The sequence below is a fragment of the Lysobacter olei genome (assembly GCF_054777355.1).
The window spans coordinates 184,552-201,792 of sequence record NZ_BAAHAT010000005.1 but is presented as its reverse complement, the minus strand read 5'-3'; the positions used below and the strand labels follow the sequence as shown (position 1 = coordinate 201,792).

Annotated in this window: 14 protein-coding genes and 1 pseudogene; 9 read left to right on the top strand and 6 right to left on the bottom strand. The window is 67.1% G+C overall.

The annotated features are described in order from the left end of the window. On the top strand, positions 1 to 755 hold a 755-nt coding region (locus tag ACYVBS_RS09290), incomplete at its 5' end, for a hypothetical protein (protein WP_460823243.1). A gap of 59 nt (positions 756 to 814) precedes the next feature. Here ACYVBS_RS09290 and serS read toward each other — a convergent pair. Beyond that, positions 815 to 2,134, bottom strand: a complete 1,320-nt coding sequence (gene serS / locus ACYVBS_RS09285; protein WP_460823242.1) for a serine--tRNA ligase — start codon at positions 2,132 to 2,134, stop codon at positions 815 to 817. 106 nt (positions 2,135 to 2,240) lie between these two features. On the opposite strand from serS, the pseudogene ACYVBS_RS09280 reads away from it, so the two are divergent. After that, positions 2,241 to 2,910: pseudogene (locus ACYVBS_RS09280) on the top strand (energy transducer TonB). Positions 2,911 to 2,974: 64 nt separating this feature from the next. Here the strand turns inward: ACYVBS_RS09280 and aroA are convergent. Genes aroA through serC form a run of 4 tightly spaced genes read right to left on the bottom strand, consistent with a single transcriptional unit; the run spans position 2,975 to position 7,621 of the window. Beyond that, positions 2,975 to 4,288 (bottom strand): 3-phosphoshikimate 1-carboxyvinyltransferase, encoded by a 1,314-nt coding sequence (gene aroA / locus ACYVBS_RS09275; protein ID WP_460823241.1) that lies wholly within the window; start codon positions 4,286 to 4,288, stop codon positions 2,975 to 2,977. Further along, positions 4,285 to 5,448, bottom strand: coding sequence for a histidinol-phosphate transaminase (gene hisC, locus ACYVBS_RS09270; RefSeq protein ID WP_460823239.1), 1,164 nt, complete (start codon positions 5,446 to 5,448; stop codon positions 4,285 to 4,287). Before hisC ends, aroA begins: the two co-directional genes overlap by 4 nt. Continuing rightward, complete coding sequence (gene pheA, locus ACYVBS_RS09265) at positions 5,445 to 6,536, bottom strand: prephenate dehydratase (RefSeq protein WP_460823238.1); 1,092 nt, start codon at positions 6,534 to 6,536, stop codon at positions 5,445 to 5,447. The genes hisC and pheA overlap by 4 nt, the downstream gene beginning before the upstream one ends. Continuing rightward, the gene (gene serC, locus ACYVBS_RS09260; RefSeq protein ID WP_460823237.1) at positions 6,536 to 7,621 is read right to left on the bottom strand and encodes a 3-phosphoserine/phosphohydroxythreonine transaminase; all 1,086 of its coding nucleotides are present in this window, start codon (positions 7,619 to 7,621) and stop codon (positions 6,536 to 6,538) included. The genes pheA and serC overlap by 1 nt, the downstream gene beginning before the upstream one ends. 173 nt (positions 7,622 to 7,794) lie before the next feature. On the opposite strand from serC, the gene ACYVBS_RS09255 reads away from it, so the two are divergent. The 6 genes from ACYVBS_RS09255 to ACYVBS_RS09230 all read left to right on the top strand — a co-directional run bounded on the left by ACYVBS_RS09255 (position 7,795) and on the right by ACYVBS_RS09230 (position 16,094). Then, a complete protein-coding gene (locus ACYVBS_RS09255; RefSeq protein ID WP_460823236.1) occupies positions 7,795 to 8,991 on the top strand; it encodes an efflux RND transporter periplasmic adaptor subunit in 1,197 nt (398 codons plus the stop codon). A 12-nt stretch (positions 8,992 to 9,003) separates the two neighbouring features. Beyond that, on the top strand, positions 9,004 to 12,162 hold the full coding sequence (locus ACYVBS_RS09250; RefSeq protein WP_460823235.1) for an efflux RND transporter permease subunit: 3,159 nt from the start codon (positions 9,004 to 9,006) through the stop codon (positions 12,160 to 12,162). Continuing rightward, positions 12,155 to 13,717 carry an efflux transporter outer membrane subunit gene (locus ACYVBS_RS09245; protein ID WP_460823233.1) on the top strand — a complete coding sequence of 521 codons (1,563 nt, stop codon included), beginning with the start codon at positions 12,155 to 12,157 and terminating at the stop codon, positions 13,715 to 13,717. Before ACYVBS_RS09250 ends, ACYVBS_RS09245 begins: the two co-directional genes overlap by 8 nt. Then, positions 13,714 to 14,322 (top strand): TetR/AcrR family transcriptional regulator, encoded by a 609-nt coding sequence (locus ACYVBS_RS09240; protein WP_460823232.1) that lies wholly within the window; start codon positions 13,714 to 13,716, stop codon positions 14,320 to 14,322. Before ACYVBS_RS09245 ends, ACYVBS_RS09240 begins: the two co-directional genes overlap by 4 nt. Positions 14,323 to 14,478: 156 nt before the next feature. Then, the gene (gene msrP, locus ACYVBS_RS09235; protein WP_460823231.1) at positions 14,479 to 15,447 is read left to right on the top strand and encodes a protein-methionine-sulfoxide reductase catalytic subunit MsrP; all 969 of its coding nucleotides are present in this window, start codon (positions 14,479 to 14,481) and stop codon (positions 15,445 to 15,447) included. Then, positions 15,447 to 16,094 carry a protein-methionine-sulfoxide reductase heme-binding subunit MsrQ gene (locus tag ACYVBS_RS09230; RefSeq protein ID WP_460823230.1) on the top strand — a complete coding sequence of 216 codons (648 nt, stop codon included), beginning with the start codon at positions 15,447 to 15,449 and terminating at the stop codon, positions 16,092 to 16,094. Before msrP ends, ACYVBS_RS09230 begins: the two co-directional genes overlap by 1 nt. Here ACYVBS_RS09230 and ACYVBS_RS09225 read toward each other — a convergent pair. After that, positions 16,063 to 16,887 carry an FHA domain-containing protein gene (locus ACYVBS_RS09225; RefSeq protein WP_460823229.1) on the bottom strand — a complete coding sequence of 275 codons (825 nt, stop codon included), beginning with the start codon at positions 16,885 to 16,887 and terminating at the stop codon, positions 16,063 to 16,065. The genes ACYVBS_RS09230 and ACYVBS_RS09225 overlap by 32 nt on opposite strands. 66 nt (positions 16,888 to 16,953) lie before the next feature. On the opposite strand from ACYVBS_RS09225, the gene ACYVBS_RS09220 reads away from it, so the two are divergent. After that, entirely contained in the window at positions 16,954 to 17,229 is a 276-nt protein-coding gene (locus ACYVBS_RS09220; protein ID WP_460823227.1) for a polyhydroxyalkanoic acid system family protein, read from the top strand. The last annotated feature ends 12 nt before the right edge of the window (positions 17,230 to 17,241 follow it).

Below are 17,241 nucleotides of genomic sequence, written 5' to 3'. Positions count from 1 at the left end.
CCACTACCGCCCCAGCCGCGGGCTACGGCCTCGGCGTGGGCGTCAGCAGCAGCGTCGGTGTCGTGCACACCACCAACGCCTCGACGACTTACACCGTGGCCGCGCCGAGCTGCACCCGCGCCGAGCCGTCGATCTCTCTGAGCGGACCGACCGCAGCCGTGCCGGCAGGCAGCACCGTGGTCTACACGGTCGACCTGCAGAACAACGACAGTGCCAGCTGCGCCAGTACCGACCTTACTTTGGCCGGATCGGTGCCCACCAACTGGACCGGCACCTTGGCCGACAGCAGCCTCAGCCTGGCCCCGGGAGCCAGCGGCAGCACGACCTTCAGCGTCACCTCAGACAGTGCCGCACCGGCCGCGGGTTACGGCATCGGCGTCGGTGTCAGTAGCAGCGTCGGCGTCGTACACACAGCGAGCGTGTCCACAACCTACACCATCGCCGCACCCGCCACATTCCTGGAGACCACAGTAGGCACCAACAAGGCGACGTATGCTCGCGGGGAAACCGTGCAGGCCCATGCGTTCGTGCGCAACAACGGCGTGCCAGTTGTTGGCGCCATCGTGACCTTTACGATCGCCCGGTCGGCAAGAAGCACCACGACGCGGAGTGCGACCAGTGGCGCCGATGGCTACGCCCGTATCACCTACAAGGTCGCCAAGTCTTCAAACGCGATCGGCACCTACACCGTGCGGGCGACCTGGAGCCTGAACAATGTCAGCTCCAGCGCCGAAACAACGTTCACTGTGCTTTGAGCCGTGCCGCCGTCGCAAGACTCAAACACGGGGACGCACCGACTGCCACGACCAGTTCATCAGGCGATGAGTTCAAGCCCGCCCATGTACGGGCGCAGCGCCTCGGGAACTGTGATTGAACCGTCGGCGTTCTGGTAGTTCTCCATTACCGCAATCAGCGCTCGTCCCACCGCCACGCCCGAACCGTTCAGGGTGTGCACCAGTTCCGGCTTTCCGGTCGCCGGATTGCGGTAGCGCGCGAGCATGCGCCGAGCCTGGAAGGTCTCGCAGTTGGAGCACGACGAGATTTCGCGATAGGTGTCCTGCGACGGCAACCAGACTTCCAGATCGAAGGTTTTCGTGGCGGAGAAACCCATGTCACCCGTGCAGAGCAGCATCCGGCGATACGGCAACCCGAGCTTTTCCAGCACGACCTCGGCGCAGCGGGTCATGCGCTCGTGCTCGGCGTAGCTCTCTTCGGGGCGCGCGATGGTCACCAGCTCCACCTTCTCAAACTGGTGCTGGCGGATCATGCCGCGCACATCACGACCACCGCTGCCGGCTTCGGCGCGGAAACACATCGAGTGTGCGGTCATGCGCAACGGAAGCGCTTCGGCTTCAAGGATGGCGTCCCGGGCGATGTTGGTCAGCGGGACTTCCGACGTCGGGATCAGGTAACGCTTGCTGTCGCCCACTTCGGTCGAGAACAGATCGTCCTCGAACTTGGGCAACTGACCGGTGCCACGCATGCTGTCGGCATTGACCAGCAACGGTACGTTGGTTTCCTCGTAGCCGTGCAAGCCGGTGTGCACGTCCAGCATGAACTGGGCAAGCGCACGGTGCAGGCGCGCGACGGGGCCGCGCAGGACCGTGAACCGCGAACCCGAAAGCTTGGCGGCCGTCTCGCCGTCCAGCCAGCCGTTGCGGGCGCCAAGCTCGACGTGGTCGAGCACCTTGAAGTCGAACGCTCGTGGGGTGCCCCAGCGGTGCTGCTCAACATTGTCGTTCTCGTCGCCGCCCACGGGAACGGACTCGTGCGGCAGGTTGGGAATGCCCAGCGCAATAGCTTCCAACTCACCGCGGATGGCGTCAAGGCGCTCTTCGCTGGCCTTCAGTTCGTCGCCAAACGCGGCGACCTCCGCCTTGATGGCTTCCACCTGCGCGGTGATTGCGTGGGCCTGGTCCGAGTCGCCGGCGGCCTTGGCACGCCCCATCAGCTGGCCGATCTCCTTCGACTTGGTGTTGCGCAGGTTCTGAAGTTCCTGCGTGCGCACCTGGATCTGCTTACGCTCGGCCTCCAGAGACTCCAGCGCGCTGGCGTCGAGCTCGAAACCACGGGCTTCACGCAGTCGGGCGGCAAGTTCGGCAGGCTGTTGGCGCAGCAGGTTCGGGTCGAGCATGACAAGGCCGGAATAGTGATCAGGTTGGGGATTATCGCAGCGTTGGCGGCCGGATTGACGTTTTGTTAAGCCAACCGACGGCAACAATCAGCCATCTGCCGTCTGGATCACGCATGTCGACCCCTGCCTCACTGCCCCCGCACCGTCCCGTCAACGCCGCCGACTGGAGGCCCTCCCTCCGATCGCTGTTGTGGGTGCTGCTGGCTTTCGTGGCCGGCCTTTTGCTGTTTGCGTGGGCGATATCCGGCGGGCGCGAGGACGACTTCTTCCGGGCCGATCCGACTCTGCCTGCCTCGGCACCGCGCGACTATGCGCCACTTCCGGCGCCATTGCCGGCGGGCGAGTCCAGCCGCAGTGCCAGCGGCATGGGCGAGAAGCAGCCCTCGACGGAGGCAGGGAACGAGCGCCCCTATCTTGTTGAAACCCCAACCCCGCCACCGCCGGCAACCCCCGCGGCGGCGGCGCCACCCAAAGCGGCACCGAGAACGGCCGGGGTCGCTACCACCCTGCCGATGCCGGTCGCTGGACAGACACCTGCCCCGCGCTACCCCACACGCGCGCTGCGCCGTGGGGATTCGGGCACGGTCCGCGTTCGCGTCGAAGTAGGGCCGGACGGGCGGCCGTCACAAGTGAGCGTCGCGCAACCCAGTGGGTCGCGTGATCTCGACCGTGCCGCCGTGGATGCGGTGCGGCGCTGGCGGTTTCATCCTGCCCGCCGCAACGGTGTGGCGGTTTCGGGGACAGTGATCGTACCGATCAGCTTCACCCCAAACTGATGGGCCAACGCGTGGCCCAGCGCCTCCCAAGCCGCGTGTGCCACTCCGGACTCAGATGGCTCCCTCAGGGTTCGGCTAACTGGAACCCTGCGTGTGTCGCCAGTTCCATGAATCCTGGGAACGACGTGGCCACATTGGCCACATCGTCAATACGAACCGGCTGATCAGCCATCTGAGCCGCAACCGCGAAGCTCATGGCAATGCGGTGGTCCCCGTGGCTGTCCACTCGACCGCCGGTGATGGGGCCGCCCTCGATGGCGGCGCCATCCGGCGTTTCGGTGATGGCCACGCCCAATGCGCGCATTCCAGCCGCCATGGTGGCGATGCGGTCGGATTCCTTGACCCGCAACTCAGCCGCGCCGCGAACGACGGTGGTGCCTTGGGCGCAGGCGGCCGCGATGAACAGTGCCGGGAACTCGTCAATCATGTCCGGGACAAGCGCTTCGGGCACGGCGATGCCGCGCAACGGCCTATGCGAGACCACAAGATCGGCGACCGGTTCGCCGCCCTGCTCGCCCGCGTTCTCCTCACGGATGTCCGCGCCCATCAGGCGCAAGGCGGTAAGCAACCCGGTGCGGCGCGGGTTCATGCCCACGCGCTCCAGCCGCAGGTGCGAGCCGGGAATCACGCTGGCCGCAACCAGGAAGAACGCCGCGGACGAGAAGTCCGCCGGCACCGCTACGTCCGTGGCCTTAAGCACGTGACCGCCGTCGAGTTCGGCTTCGCCGGGGCTGAAACGGATGGGCCACCCGAAGGCCTGCAACATGCGTTCAGTGTAGTCACGGGTCGGGTGCGGCTCACGCACACGGGTGGTGCCTTGGGCATAGAGTCCCGCAAGCAGCAATGCGGACTTCACCTGTGCGCTGGCCACCGGCAACGTGTAGTCGATTCCCTGAAGCGAATGGCCTCCGCGGACGTGCAGCGGCGGCACGTCATCGCCCGTGGCTTCGATGAGCGCGCCCATGCGCGAGAGCGGCTCAATGACCCGGCGCATCGGCCGTTTTGAAAGCGAGGCGTCACCGACCAGCACGCTGTCAAACGTTTGCCCGACCAGCACGCCGGCCAGCAGGCGCATACCCGTGCCGGCGTTGCCGCAATCCAACGGTGATCCACTGGCACGAAGGCCGTACAGGCCCACGCCGTGCACGATCCGCTCGCTGGCGCTGGGAACCTCGATGCGCACGCCCAGTTGTTCGAACACTCGGGCCGTGGCCCGGGTGTCCTCGCCTTCGAGGAAGCCGGTGATGCGGGTCGTGCCTTCGGCCAGCGCGCCGAGCATGATGGCGCGATGCGAGACTGACTTGTCGCCCGGCACCCGCAGCGTGCCCTGCAAAGCGCGGCCTCGGCCCGCGACCCAATGCGCCGCACTGCCGCTCATGCCAACACCTCGTCCAGTGCCGCGAGCAGGCGGCGGTTCTCATCGCGGGTGCCCACGGTGATGCGCAGGCAATCGCCGAGGCCGTAGCCCCCCATAGGCCGCAAAATCACACCCCGCTCGACCAGTGCTCGTTCCACCGAGGCTGTGCGCTCGCCGAACTCCACCAGTACGAAATTGGTCTGCGACGGAAACACGCGAAGGGCCCGGGCCTGCAGCGCCTCGGTCAGGGCCGCGCGCTCCTCGCGGTTACGGGCACGCACCCAGTCCAGGTGCTCGACGTCACCCAAGGCAGCCTCGCAGGCGGCGAGCGCAGGGAGGTTGACGTTGAAGCTCTCGCGCACGCGCTCCATCACGGCGACCAGCCCCGCAGGAGCAACGAAATACCCCGCGCGCAGACCGGCCAGGCCGTAGGCCTTGCTGAAGGTGCGGCTGACCACCAGGTTGGGGTGCGCATCGCGCAGGGCCAGGCCGCTGCGGTAGTCGGACGCATCGGCCAGCTCGGCGTAGGCCTCATCGATCACCACGATGACGTGGTCCGGCACACGGGCCAGGAACGCGCGCAGTGCCTCGGCGCCGAGCCACGTGCCGGTTGGGTTGTTGGGATTGGCCAGGTACAGCAGCGACGTGGCCGGCGTAATCGCGGCCAACAGTGTGTCGAGGTCGTGGCCCGCCGGCATGGTATCGGTGCGCGGGCGCGCTTCCGCCACGCGGGCCGTCGCGCCCGCGGCCTGCGTGGCCAGCGCGAACACCGCGAAGCCATACCGGGGGTAGACGACTTCGCTGCCCGGGCCGGCGAACACCTGCGCGATCATCATCAACAGTTCGTGCGAGCCATTGCCCAGCAGTAGCTCGTTCTCGCCCACGCCGTGGACGCGTGCGAGTGCTCTCTTGAGGTCGGCGCCAGTGGGGTCGGGATAGCGGTGCAACGCGTGCAAGCAGTCCAGCACCGCACCGCGTGCGGCAGGCGACGGGCCGTAGGAGTTCTCGTTCGAGCCCAACTCCACCAGCTGCGCGACCCCGAACTGGCGGCGAAGCGCCACCAGGTCATGGCCCGGGTCATAGGCCTTCAGTGCATGGACGCCGCGACTGGCACGCGCGGAGTACCAGGCTTCGTCATGGGCGCTGCGTGCCGGCGTCACGGTGTCCACCGCTGCATTCATACGATCGCCACGGGGTACGAGCCCAGCACCTTGACCTGGGTGGCGTAGTCGCCGAGGTCCTTCAGGGCCTGGCGCATCGCCTGCTCCTCGGAGTGGCCGCTGACATCGATGAAGAACGCGTATTGCCACAGGCCCGTGTGGCCCGGGCGCGATTCGATTCGGTTCATGCTCAGCCCGTGCCGCGCGAAGGGTTCCAACACGTGGTGCAACGCGCCGGGCTGGTCATTGATGAACACCAGCAACGACGTACGGTCGTTGCCCGACGGCGGGAACAACTCGCGGCCCAGCACGAGGAAACGCGTGGTGTTGTCCGGGCGGTCCTCGATGGGTCCGGCCACGCGCTGCAGGCCGTAGACCGGCCCGGCGCTGGCACCGGCAATGGCCGCCGCATCATCCGCGCTGCGTGCCCGCTTGCAGCCCTCGGCATTGCTGCCCACGGCGATCTTTTCGGCCTTCGGCAGGTACTGGCGCAGCCACGCCTTGCACTGGGCGAAGGACTGCGGGTGCGCGTACACACGCTCGATGTCCTCGATGCGCCCGGAACGCGAGAGCAGGTGCTGGTGGATGCGCAGCTCTACTTCGCCGCAGATCCTTGCCTTCGACGTCAGGAACATGTCCAGCGTGGACTGGATGGTGCCCTGCGTGGAGTTCTCCACCGGCACCACGCCGAAGTCGGCGTTGCCCGCCTCCACCTCCTGGAACACCTCCTCAATGCTGCCCAGCGGCATGGCATGGATGGAATGGCCGAAGTGCTTGTACACGGCCTGCTGGGTATGGGTGCCCTCCGGCCCGAGGTAGCCGATCTTGAGCGGCTCCTGCTGCGCGAGGCAGGCGGACATGATCTCGCGGAACAGCCGCACCAACACTTCGTCCTGCAGCGGACCTTCGTTGCGGTCCACCACGCGCCGCAGCACCTGGGCCTCCCGCTCGGGACGGTAGTAATCGACTGCGGCGGCGAGCTTGCCCTTGGCCTTGCCGACCTGCCCCGCGTATTGGGCACGCTCGGCGATGAGGTCCTGGATGGCGCGGTCAACGCTGTCGATGCGTTCGCGCAGCGCAGCTAAATCCAGTGGCGGCGACTTGGGCATCAACCATGCCTCCGCTGGAAGTCCTGCATGAACGCGGCGAGCGCCTGCACGCCCTCTTCCGGCATGGCGTTGTAGATCGAGGCGCGCATGCCGCCCAGCACCCGGTGGCCCTTGAGCGAGATCAGGCCTGCGTCCTTGGCTTCGGCCAGGAACGCGGCATCCAGCGCGGCGTCATGCAGGAAGAACGGCACGTTCATGCGCGAGCGGGCGGCCGTGGCCACTTCGTTGCGGTAATAGCCACCGGACTGGTCGATGGTGGCGTACAGCAGCTCCGCCTTACGGGCATTGCGGCGCGCGAACTCTTCGACACCACCTTCGGCCAGCATCCACTTCACCGTCAGGCCGAGCAGGTACCAGTTCCAGCTCGGCGGGGTGTTGAGCATGGATTCGTGCTTTTCCTGCACGGCGTAGTTGAAGATCTCGGCGCGCGGTTGTCCGGCACGGCCCAGCAGGTCGCGGCGCACGATGACGACGCTGATGCCCACGGGGCCGAGGTTCTTCTGCGCGCCGGCGTAGATCACGCCGAACTTCGAGACGTCCAGCGGCTCGGAAGCAATGGAGGAGCTGAAGTCAGCAACCAGCGGCACGTCGCCCACGTCGGGAATAGCGCGGTATTCCACGCCATGGATGGTTTCGTTGGCGGTGTAGTGCACATACGCGGCCTCCTTCGACAGCGACCACGTCGCGGGCGCTGGCGCGTCGCGGAAGCCACCGGCCTCGGTGTTGGCGGCGAGGTTGGCCTGCACGTACGGGGTGGCCTGCTTGAGCGAGGTCTTGCCCCAGTGACCCGTCACCACGTAGTCGGCGACCTGCCCCGGCGCGGCGAAATTGAGCGGAATCAGCGCCTGTGCGGTGGTCGCGCCGCCGGCGGCGAAGATCACCGCGTAGTCGTCCGGGATCCCGATCAGCCTGCGCAAGTCGGCTTCGGCCTCGGCGGCCACCTGCATAAACTCCGGCCCGCGGTGGCTCAGTTCCACGATGGAGGCGCCCACCCCGCGGAAGTCCAGCATCTCCTCCTGCGCCTGGCGGAGCACCGCCTCCGGCAGGGTGGCGGGACCGGCACTGAAGTTGAAGGCGCGGGACATGACGGAGCTCCATACGTGGGGTCTGTTCAGTATGCCGCAGCGCATCACAGGCGGCGGGCTCGGTTTCCCTTGCAACGAGTCCGGGGGAACGGGATGTGAACCTGAATGCTTTGACTCAATGCGAATGATCGTTCATTCTATGCAAGCCAACTTCCATCCGGTCTCCCTCCCCCATGTCCCGACCCCTCCTTCGTCTGGCGCCCCTGGCCCTGTCGCTGTCTCTCATCCTCACCGCCTGCGACGGCGATGCACCGGCCCAACCGCCGGCCGCACAAGCCGTCCCCGTCACCGTCGTGACCCTGAAGCCTCAGGACACCGTCCTGACCCGCGAACTGCCCGGCCGCACCACCCCGTTCCTGGTCGCTGAAGTCCGCCCGCAGGTCTCCGGCATCATCCGGCGCCGCCTTTTCACCGAAGGCGGTGAGGTCAAGGCCGGCCAACCCCTGTACCAGATCGATGACGCGGCCTACCGCGCCGACGCCAACAGCGCCCGGGCCGCCCTCGCCCGCGCCCAGGCGGCGCTGGTCACGGCCCGGCTGAATGCCCAGCGCAGTGCCGAACTGGTCAAGGTCGATGCGGTCAGCCGCCAGGACAACGACAATGCGCAGGCGACCCTGCGCCAGGCCGAGGCCGACGTGAAGGCCGCCCAAGCCGGCGTCGACGGCACCGGTGTCACCCTCGGCCACGCGCGCATCGCCTCGCCCATCAGCGGCCGCATCGGCAAGTCGTCGGTGACCCAGGGCGCGCTGGTCAGTGCCGGCCAGGCGCTGCCGCTGGCCACCGTGCAGCAGTTGGACCCGATCTACGTCGACCTCACCCAGTCCAGCGCCGAGCTGCTGGCGCTGCGCAAGGGGCTGGCGAACGGCTCGCTCGCCAGCAACGACACTCTGCCCGTCACCGTCCTGCTGGAAGACGGCACTGCCTATTCGCACGAGGGCAAGCTGGCGTTCTCGGAAGTCACCGTCGACCCGAGCACCGGCAGCTTCGCGCTGCGCGTGGTGGTCCCAAACCCGGACGGCGTGCTGCTGCCGGGCATGTACGTGCGCGCGGTCATCGGCAGCGGTGAGCGCCGCGACGCGATCCTGGTGCCGCAGCAGGGCATCGCCCGTGACCCCAAGGGCAACACGTCGGCGATGGTGGTCGGCAAGGACGGCAAGGTCGAGCAGCGCCCGGTCAAGGTCAGTCGTACCGTCGGTGACCAGTGGCTGGTCGAGGGCGGCCTGAAGGCCGGCGACAAGGTCATCGTCGAGGGCCTGCAGAAGATCAAGCCGGGCGTGCCCGTGGTCGCCAGCGAAGCCGGCGCCACCACCCCCGTTGCCAAGTCGGGCAATCCCTTCACCGCACCCGCCGCCGCTGCGGGCGCCAAGTAAGGGGCGCCGCGCATGGCACGTTTCTTCATTGATCGACCCATCTTCGCGTGGGTCATCGCGATCATCATCATGCTCGCGGGCGGCTTGGCCATCTTCAAGCTGCCCGTATCGATGTACCCGACCATTGCCCCGCCGGCAGTGGAGATCCGCGCCACCTACCCGGGCGCCTCGGCCAAGGTGGTCGAGGACTCGGTGACGCAGATCATTGAGCAGAACATGAAGGGCCTGGACGGGTTGATCTACTTCTCGTCCAACAGCTCGTCCAACGGCATGGCAACCATCACCCTGACGTTCGACAACGCCACCAACGTCGACACCGCGCAGGTGCAGGTGCAGAACAAGCTGCAACTGGCCATGCCGCTGCTGCCGCAGGAGGTGCAACGCCAGGGCATCAACGTCTCCAAGTCGCGCTCGAGCTTCCTGCAGGTGCTGGCCTTCGTCTCCGAAGACGGCAGCATGGACAAGAACGACATCGCCGACTTCGTGGGCAGCACGTTGGTCGACCCGCTCAGCCGCGTGCCGGGCGTGGGCAACATCCAGGTGTTTGGCGGCAAGTACGCCATGCGCATCTGGCTGGACCCGGGCAAGTTGGATACCTATAAGCTCTCCACCAGCGAAGTCACCGCCGCGATTCGCGCGCAGAACGCGCAAGTCGCGCTGGGCCAGCTGGGCGGCACGCCGGCCATTGATGGCCAGCAGCTCAATGCCACCATTTCCGCGCAGGACCGCCTGCAGACGCCGGAACAGTTCCGCCAGATCATCGTGCGCGCCAATCCGGACGGCTCGACGCTCAAGCTCGGCGACATCGCGCGCGTCGAACTTGGCGCGGAAACCTACGACTTCGTCACCCGCTTCAATGGCAAGCCGGCCACCGGCATCGCCTTGTCGCTGGCCACCGGCGCCAACGCGCTGGACACGGCGGCGGCAGTTGAACAGGCGGTCGAGGACCTGCGCCCGACGTTCCCGGCCGGGCTGAAGACGATCACCGCCTACGACACCACGCCCTTCGTGCAGGTGTCGATCAAGAACGTCATCAAGACGCTGCTCGAAGCCGTTGTGCTGGTGTTCTTGGTGATGTACCTGTTCCTGCAGAACTTCCGCGCCACGCTGATCCCGACGATCGCGGTGCCCGTGGTGCTGCTGGGCACGTTCGGCATCCTCGCGGCGATGGGCTTCTCGATCAACATGCTGACCATGTTCGCCATGGTGCTGGCCATCGGCCTGCTGGTGGACGACGCGATCGTGGTGGTGGAGAACGTCGAGCGCCTGATGACTGAGGAAGGCCTCTCGCCGCTGGAAGCCACGCGCAAGTCGATGGACCAGATCACCGGCGCGCTGGTCGGCATCGGCCTGGTGCTGTCCGCGGTGTTCGTGCCGATGGCGTTCATGTCGGGCTCCACAGGCATCATCTACCGGCAGTTCTCCGCGACGATTGTCTCGGCGATGGCGTTGTCGGTGGTCGTGGCCATCGTGCTGACGCCGGCGCTGTGCGCCACCATGCTCAAGCCGCTGAAGAAGGGTGAACACCACGACAGTGGCAACGGCTTTTTCGCCCGGTTCTTCCATCGCTTCAACACCGGCTTCGATGCCTCCAGCGCCAAGTACCAGCGCGGCGTGCGTGGCCTGCTGGCCCGGCCGGCGCGCTCGATGGGCATCTTCGCGGCGATGGTGGTGGTGATGGGCCTGCTGTTCATGCGCCTGCCCACCGCCTTCCTGCCCGAGGAGGACCAGGGCGTGCTGTTCTCGCTGATCCAGACCCCGGTCGGTGCCACGCAGGAGCGCACGCTGGAGACCATCCAGACCATCGAGAACCACTTCCTCAACAACGAGAAGGACGCGGTGGACTCGGTGCTGTCGGTGCAGGGCTTCAGCTTTGCCGGCATGGGCCAGAACTCGGGCATGGCCTTCGTCAAGCTCAAGGACTGGAGCGAGCGCGGCTCGCCGGAACTCAGCGCGGGCGCCGTCGCCGGTCGTGGCATGGGCGCGCTGATGCAGATCAAGGACGCGATGGCCTTCGTGTTCCCGCCTCCGGCCATGCCGGAACTGGGCACCGCCGCGGGCTTCACCTTCTTCCTCAAGGACAACACGGGACAGGGCCACCAGGCGCTGGTGGCCGCGCGCAACCAGTTGCTGGGTGCGGCGTCGCAGAGCAAGAAGCTGGTGGCGGTGCGCCCCAACGGCCAGGACGACACGCCGCAGTTCCGGGTGGATGTCGACCAGGCCAAGGCCTCCGCGCTGGGGCTCTCGATCGACCAGATCAACGCCACCCTGGCCACGGCGTGGGGCAGCAGCTACATCGATGATTTCATCGACCGTGGCCGCGTCAAGCGCGTGTACCTGCAGGCCGATGCGAAGTTCCGCATGAGCCCCGAGGACTTCAATCTCTGGTCGGTGAAGAACAACCAGGGCGAGATGGTGCCGTTCTCCGCGTTCGCCAGCACCCACTGGGAATACGGTTCGCCGCGTTTGGAACGCTACAACGGCGTGTCGGCGGTGGAGATCCAGGGCCAAGGCGCGCCGGGCGTGTCCTCGGGCGATGCGATGGCCGAGATCGAGCGTCTGAGCGCGCAACTGCCGCCAGGCTTCGGCATCGAGTGGACCGCGTTGTCGTACCAGGAGCAGCAGGCCGGGTCGCAGACCACGCTGTTGTACGTGCTATCGCTGATGATCGTGTTCCTGTGCCTGGCCGCGCTGTACGAAAGCTGGACGGTCCCGACCGCGGTGCTGCTGGTGGCCCCGCTGGGCATCCTCGGCGCCGCGCTGGCCAACACCCTGGCCGGCATGGGCCGCGATGTGTACTTCCAGGTGGCCATGCTCACCACGGTGGGCCTGACCAGCAAGAACGCGATCCTGATCGTGGAGTTCGCCAAGGCCAACCTGGAGAGCGGCATGGAGCTGATCGCCGCGACCATGCAGGCCGTCAAGGACCGCCTGCGCCCGATCATCATGACCTCGCTGGCCTTCGGCCTGGGCGTGCTGCCGCTGGCCATCGCCAGTGGCGCCGGTTCCGGAGCGCAGCGCGCCATTGGCACGGGCGTGCTCGGCGGCATGGTCGTCGGCACGGCGTTGGGCGTGTTCTTCATCCCCTTGTTCTTCGTGGTCGTGCAGCGCGTCTTCGTCCGGCGCAAGGCGAAGGCGGCTGTTACTTCTGGAGCCCCTGCCCATGACTAAGCCCCTGTTTGCACCGTTGGCCCTGGCCCTGGCCACTGCACTGTTCACTGGCGGCTGCGCCACGCTGGTCCCCGCGGTGCCCAAAGCTGAGATGGGCATTCCGGCCAAGTGGCCGCTGCCCGAAACAACCGCCGCTGCTGCCCTTTTGGAGGCGCCTGCCGCAACCGATCCGATCCCGGCCGACAGCGGCGCGTTGGGCCCTGCAACGCCTGCAACCCCTGCAGCGACCACAACCACGACGGCAACCTACAACGCTGCGACAAGCACGGCCGCCAATCCGACCAGAGAGGGCGGCGTCCCCGCCCTGCCGGTGGCCGACATTGGCTGGCGCGACTTCTTCGCCGATCCAAAGCTGGATGCGTTGATCGAAACCGCACTGGCCAACAATCGCGACCTGCGCGTAGCTGCGCTCAACGTGGAGCGCGTCCGTGGCCAGTACCGCGTCCAGCGCGCCGACCGCCTGCCGGCTTTGGGCGCCAGCGCGCAGCTGGAACGTAGTGGTGGCGACGTGCCGACCACGGAGGTGTACACCGCCGGCGTGGGGCTCTCCGCCTTTGAGCTGGACCTGTTCGGACGCGTGCGCAACCTCAGTGAGGCGGCCCTGCAACGCTACTTCGCCAGCGACGAAGCGCGCATCGGTGTGCAACTGAGCCTGATCGCCGAAGTCGCCAACGCCTACCTCACGCTCGCCGCCGACCAGGACCTGCTGAAAGTGGCGCAAGCCACGCTGGCCACCTACGAGGGCAGCCACGCACTGGCGGAAAGACGCCACGCGCTGGGTGCCGCCTCCGGGCTTGAGTTGAACCAGGCGAAAGCGGAGCTTGAAGGCGCGCGGGGCGACGTGGCGCGCTTCGAGGGCGAAGTGGCCCGCGACCTGCACGCCCTCCAGTTGCTGGCCGGCACACCCCTCGCCCCCGAGCAGCTGCCCGATGGGCTACGAGACGGCGCGATCGGCCTCCTGCCGCTGCCCGCCGGCCTGCCCTCGGAAGCGCTGCTGCGCCGCCCCGACGTGCGCGCCGCCGAACACCAGTTGCTGGCCGCCAACGCCAACATCGGCGCCGCGCGCGCGGCGTTCTTCCCGTCGATCTCGCTGACCGGCTCGGTGGGCGCGGCCAGCACCGAGTTGTCGGACCTGTTCTCGGCCGGCACGCAGGTGTGGAGTTTCGTCCCGCGCATCACCCTGCCGATCTTCCAGGGCGGCAAGCTGCGCGCCAACCTCGCCGTGGCCAAGGTGGACCGCGACATCGCGCTGGCGGAGTATGAAAAGGCCATCCAGTCCGGGTTCCGCGATGCCGCCGATGCCCTCGCGCTGTCCGAAACGCTGGCACGCCAGCATGCGGCGGCACAATCCCGAGTCGAGGCCGCGACGCAAGCCGACGTGCTGGCCAGGACCCGCCACGAGGCCGGACGCGACAGCTACCTGACACGGCTGGTCGCACAGCGCACACTGTATGCGGCCCAGCAAGGGCTGATCACGGTGCGCCAGGCCGAACAGGCCAACCGGGTGGCCCTGTACCGGGCGCTCGGCGGCGGATGGAGCGAAACAGGTCAATGAACGTCAAAGCCCGCAGCAGCAAGGCCGAAGCCCGGACGCAGGCGCAGCGCGAACGCATTCTCTGCGCCGCGCAGCAATGCTTCATCGAGTTCGGCTTCCACGCTGCGGGCATGGCCAAGATCGCCGAGACGGCCGGGATGAGTCCCGGCCTGATCTACCGCTACTTCGAGAACAAGAGCGCCATCATCCAGGCCATCGTCGAGCGCCAGCTGGAACTTTTGCGCGAGGACATCCGCCTGAGCCGCAAGGTCGACCTCGCCGAGGAAATGGTGGCCGGGTATGGCCGTGCCTGCGGCGATGACTCGCGGCGGCTCAGCGCCTCCCTGCTGCTGGAGTTGTCCGCCGAGTCCACGCGCGACCCGCAGATCGCCGCGGCCGTGCGCAACTTCGACGAGGGCCTGCGCCAGGCGCTTCACGACTGGCTGACGCGCAGCAAGGACGAGGGCGGGCATGCCCTGCCGCCCGAACTGACCCCGCCGCGTGCCCTGATCATCCAACTGTTGTTCGAAGGGCTGCGCGTGCGCGAGACCCGTGAGCCCAACCTCGACCGGGAACTGCTGTCGGCCGCCCTGCACGAGGTCATCCCACGTCTCCTGAAGCCCTGAGTGTCGGCTGCGAAGCCCCCGCAAGGCAGTGGTTGCCGGCCAGCCGCATCGTATGGAGCGCAAACCCACGGGGTGGATGGGGTGATCCCGCATTGCCATGCAACTTCTTAACCGATTCCGCGGTCTACTGGGCTAACTCATCTTTGATGTCGCCCGATGTCCCTGCGTGATGCCCTCCGGATTCCCGCCGCCCAGATCACCGACGAGGCGGTGTACCGCGACCGCCGGCGCCTGATCGCGGCCTTGGCAGCCAGCCCCGCGCTGGCCCTGTCTGGCTGTGCTGAGGCCGATCCACCTGCACCGCCAAGGGTCGCCCTCACGCCCCAGCAGGCGCGCTCGGGCTTGCGGACCGACGAAGTGCTGACCCGCATCGAAGACGTCACGACCTACAACAATTTCTACGAATTCGGCACGGGCAAAGCCGACCCGTCCAAGGCGCGCAAGACCCTGCGCACGTCCCCCTGGACGATCGCCGTCAGCGGTGAATGCGCCAGACCCGGCGTGCTCGACCTGACCGACCTGCTCAAGGGCCTGACACCCGAGGAGCGCATCTACCGCCTGCGCTGCGTCGAAGGCTGGTCCATGGTGATTCCATGGCTCGGGGTCCCGTTGGCCAGCGTGCTCAAGCGCTTCCAGCCGACCTCGAGGGCCAAGTACGTCGCCTTCACGACCCTGGCGGACCCAAGGCAGATGCCCGGGCTGGTGTATCGCAGCATCGACTGGCCCTACCGCGAAGGCCTGCGCATCGACGAGGCCATGCACCCCCTTACCCTGCTGGCCACCGGCCTGTACGGCAAGCCGCTGCCGCAGCAGAACGGTGCACCGTTGCGGCTGGTGGTGCCGTGGAAGTATGGCTTCAAGAGCATCAAGTCCATCGTCGAGATCCGCTTTGTCGAGAAGATGCCCCCCACCGCCTGGAACGACCTGCAGCCGGATGAGTACGGCTTCTTCTCCAACGTGAACCCCAACGTGGACCATCCGCGCTGGAGCCAGAAGACCGAGCGCCGCATTGCCGGCACGGCCAGCAAACTGTTCGCCGAGCGCATTCCCACCCGCTTGTTCAACGGTTACGCCGAACAGGTCGCCGGCATGTACAAGGGCCTGGACCTGAGGAAGTGGTTCTGATGGCGCCCTGGCGCCCCTCGCCCACGGCCAATGCGGCCCTGAAGACCGCCGTACACGCCCTGGCGCTGACGCCAGCGGCCATCCTCGCCGTGCAGATCCGCGAGGAACTCCTGACCGGCAGCGGCGCACTGGGTGCCGACCCGGTGGCCGAAATCGAACACCGCCTGGGCCTGTGGGCCTTGCGCCTGCTGATGCTGACCCTGGCAGTCACGCCGCTGCGCCAGCTCACCGGCCAGACGGTGCTACTGCGCTTTCGGCGCATGCTGGGCCTGTACGCCTTCGCGTACGCGACACTCCACTTCGCCGCGTACCTGGTGTTGGACCTGCGCGGCTACTGGATGCAGATCTTCGAGGAAATCGCCAAGCGTCCGTACATCACGGTCGGCTTCCTAGCGTGGCTGTTGATGCTGCCGCTGGCCGCCACGTCCACCCAGGCCGCCATCCGCCGACTTGGCCGCCACTGGGCGCGGCTGCACAAGGCGGTGTACGCCATTGGCGTGCTGGCGATCCTGCATTTCTGGTGGCTGGTGAAGTCGGACATCCGCGAGCCGCTGCTCTACGCCGTCCTGCTCACGGTGCTGCTCGGCTGGCGAGTCGCGCAGCGCTGGCGTGGCGTCAGCGCGCGCCGAAAAGCAACAGCAGGCTGAGCGATGCCGCCAGGAACAAGGCGGCCAGCAACAGCCATGGGATGCGACGCACCGACGTGGACATCGCTGCCCGACGCCCCGTGTTGACCAGGACCGGGGGTGCGTCATCCTGATCCGACAGCACCGTCTCTTGCAGGGCCTCGCCCAGCATGCGCATGGGGGCCTCCACCACGAAGCGGTGCACGCCATCGAACACGACCTGGTCGCCGACCTGCAAGAGCGCATGGCGCACAGGATGGCCGTTCACGGTACTGCCGGACTCAGACCCCATGTCACGCAGCACGACACCCGCCGGATCAGGTTCAAGCCGGGCATGGCGCTCTGCGAAATCGTGGTCGGAGATCACGATGTCCGAATCGGGCCTTCGGCCGACAATTCTCGGGCGATCCAGCGGAAAGGCGCGTCCATGGTGCGTGCCTCCCACGCCACGGAGCACGGCATGGAGGTGGCCCTCTTCGACATGCGCGTCGGTCGGCACCGGCAACGGCTCCCTTCCGACCAGCTGCAGCAGATGCCCTTCGAAGAAGACCGCATCACCTGCGCGCAACATCGCCATCCGGCGGACCGGGCGCCCGTTGACGTGCACGCCACGCGCGCCTTCGCGCAACTGGAGCCAGATGCCACGGCGATCGACGCAGAACTGCACGCGCGCATCTGCGCTGCCCTCCACCGGCTGCGGCCGGCCGTCGGCGTCAAGGCCAATGGCATGCACGCCCGGTGTCAGTACCAGGTCAAAGTGGTCACGATGCGGGAATCGGAGTCTGGGCGCGGTCACGTGCGTGGAATCTAGCATGGCATGGTCACTTGGAAGCACCCACGTTGGCCTCCACAATAGTCGCGCACCCTTTGGAGGCCCCGCATGTCGCACATCGCCATCGACCACGCCCACACCCTATCGCCCGCCAAAGCACGAGCCGTCGTTGACGAAGTAGCGCGGAAACTGCACGAACGCTTCGGCGTGGAGCACCATTGGAACGGCGACCTGCTGCATTTCACCCGCAACGGCGTGGATGGCCACATCGCCCTGCAGCCGGGCAACGTGCACGTGACCGCCAAGCTGGGATTCCTGCTGGGCGCACTGAAAGGCCCTATCGAAGCGGAAATCCGCCGCGTGCTGGACGAGCGATTCGCCTGACCTTCCGAGCGC

Bases quoted from the DNA above. Each gene is read 5' to 3' on its own strand.
- ACYVBS_RS09220 (WP_460823227.1), top strand. From the start codon at position 16,954: ATGTCGCACATCGCCATCGACCACGCCCACACCCTATCGCCCGCCAAA.
- ACYVBS_RS09230 (WP_460823230.1), top strand. From the start codon at position 15,447: ATGGCGCCCTGGCGCCCCTCGCCCACGGCCAATGCGGCCCTGAAGACC.
- ACYVBS_RS09240 (WP_460823232.1), top strand. From the start codon at position 13,714: ATGAACGTCAAAGCCCGCAGCAGCAAGGCCGAAGCCCGGACGCAGGCG.
- ACYVBS_RS09250 (WP_460823235.1), top strand. From the start codon at position 9,004: ATGGCACGTTTCTTCATTGATCGACCCATCTTCGCGTGGGTCATCGCG.
- pheA (WP_460823238.1), bottom strand. From the start codon at position 6,536: ATGCCCAAGTCGCCGCCACTGGATTTAGCTGCGCTGCGCGAACGCATC.
- aroA (WP_460823241.1), bottom strand. From the start codon at position 4,288: ATGAGCGGCAGTGCGGCGCATTGGGTCGCGGGCCGAGGCCGCGCTTTG.
- serC (WP_460823237.1), bottom strand. From the start codon at position 7,621: ATGTCCCGCGCCTTCAACTTCAGTGCCGGTCCCGCCACCCTGCCGGAG.
- msrP (WP_460823231.1), top strand. From the start codon at position 14,479: ATGTCCCTGCGTGATGCCCTCCGGATTCCCGCCGCCCAGATCACCGAC.
- ACYVBS_RS09245 (WP_460823233.1), top strand. From the start codon at position 12,155: ATGACTAAGCCCCTGTTTGCACCGTTGGCCCTGGCCCTGGCCACTGCA.
- ACYVBS_RS09225 (WP_460823229.1), bottom strand. From the start codon at position 16,887: ATGCTAGATTCCACGCACGTGACCGCGCCCAGACTCCGATTCCCGCAT.
- hisC (WP_460823239.1), bottom strand. From the start codon at position 5,448: ATGAATGCAGCGGTGGACACCGTGACGCCGGCACGCAGCGCCCATGAC.
- serS (WP_460823242.1), bottom strand. From the start codon at position 2,134: ATGCTCGACCCGAACCTGCTGCGCCAACAGCCTGCCGAACTTGCCGCC.
- ACYVBS_RS09255 (WP_460823236.1), top strand. From the start codon at position 7,795: ATGTCCCGACCCCTCCTTCGTCTGGCGCCCCTGGCCCTGTCGCTGTCT.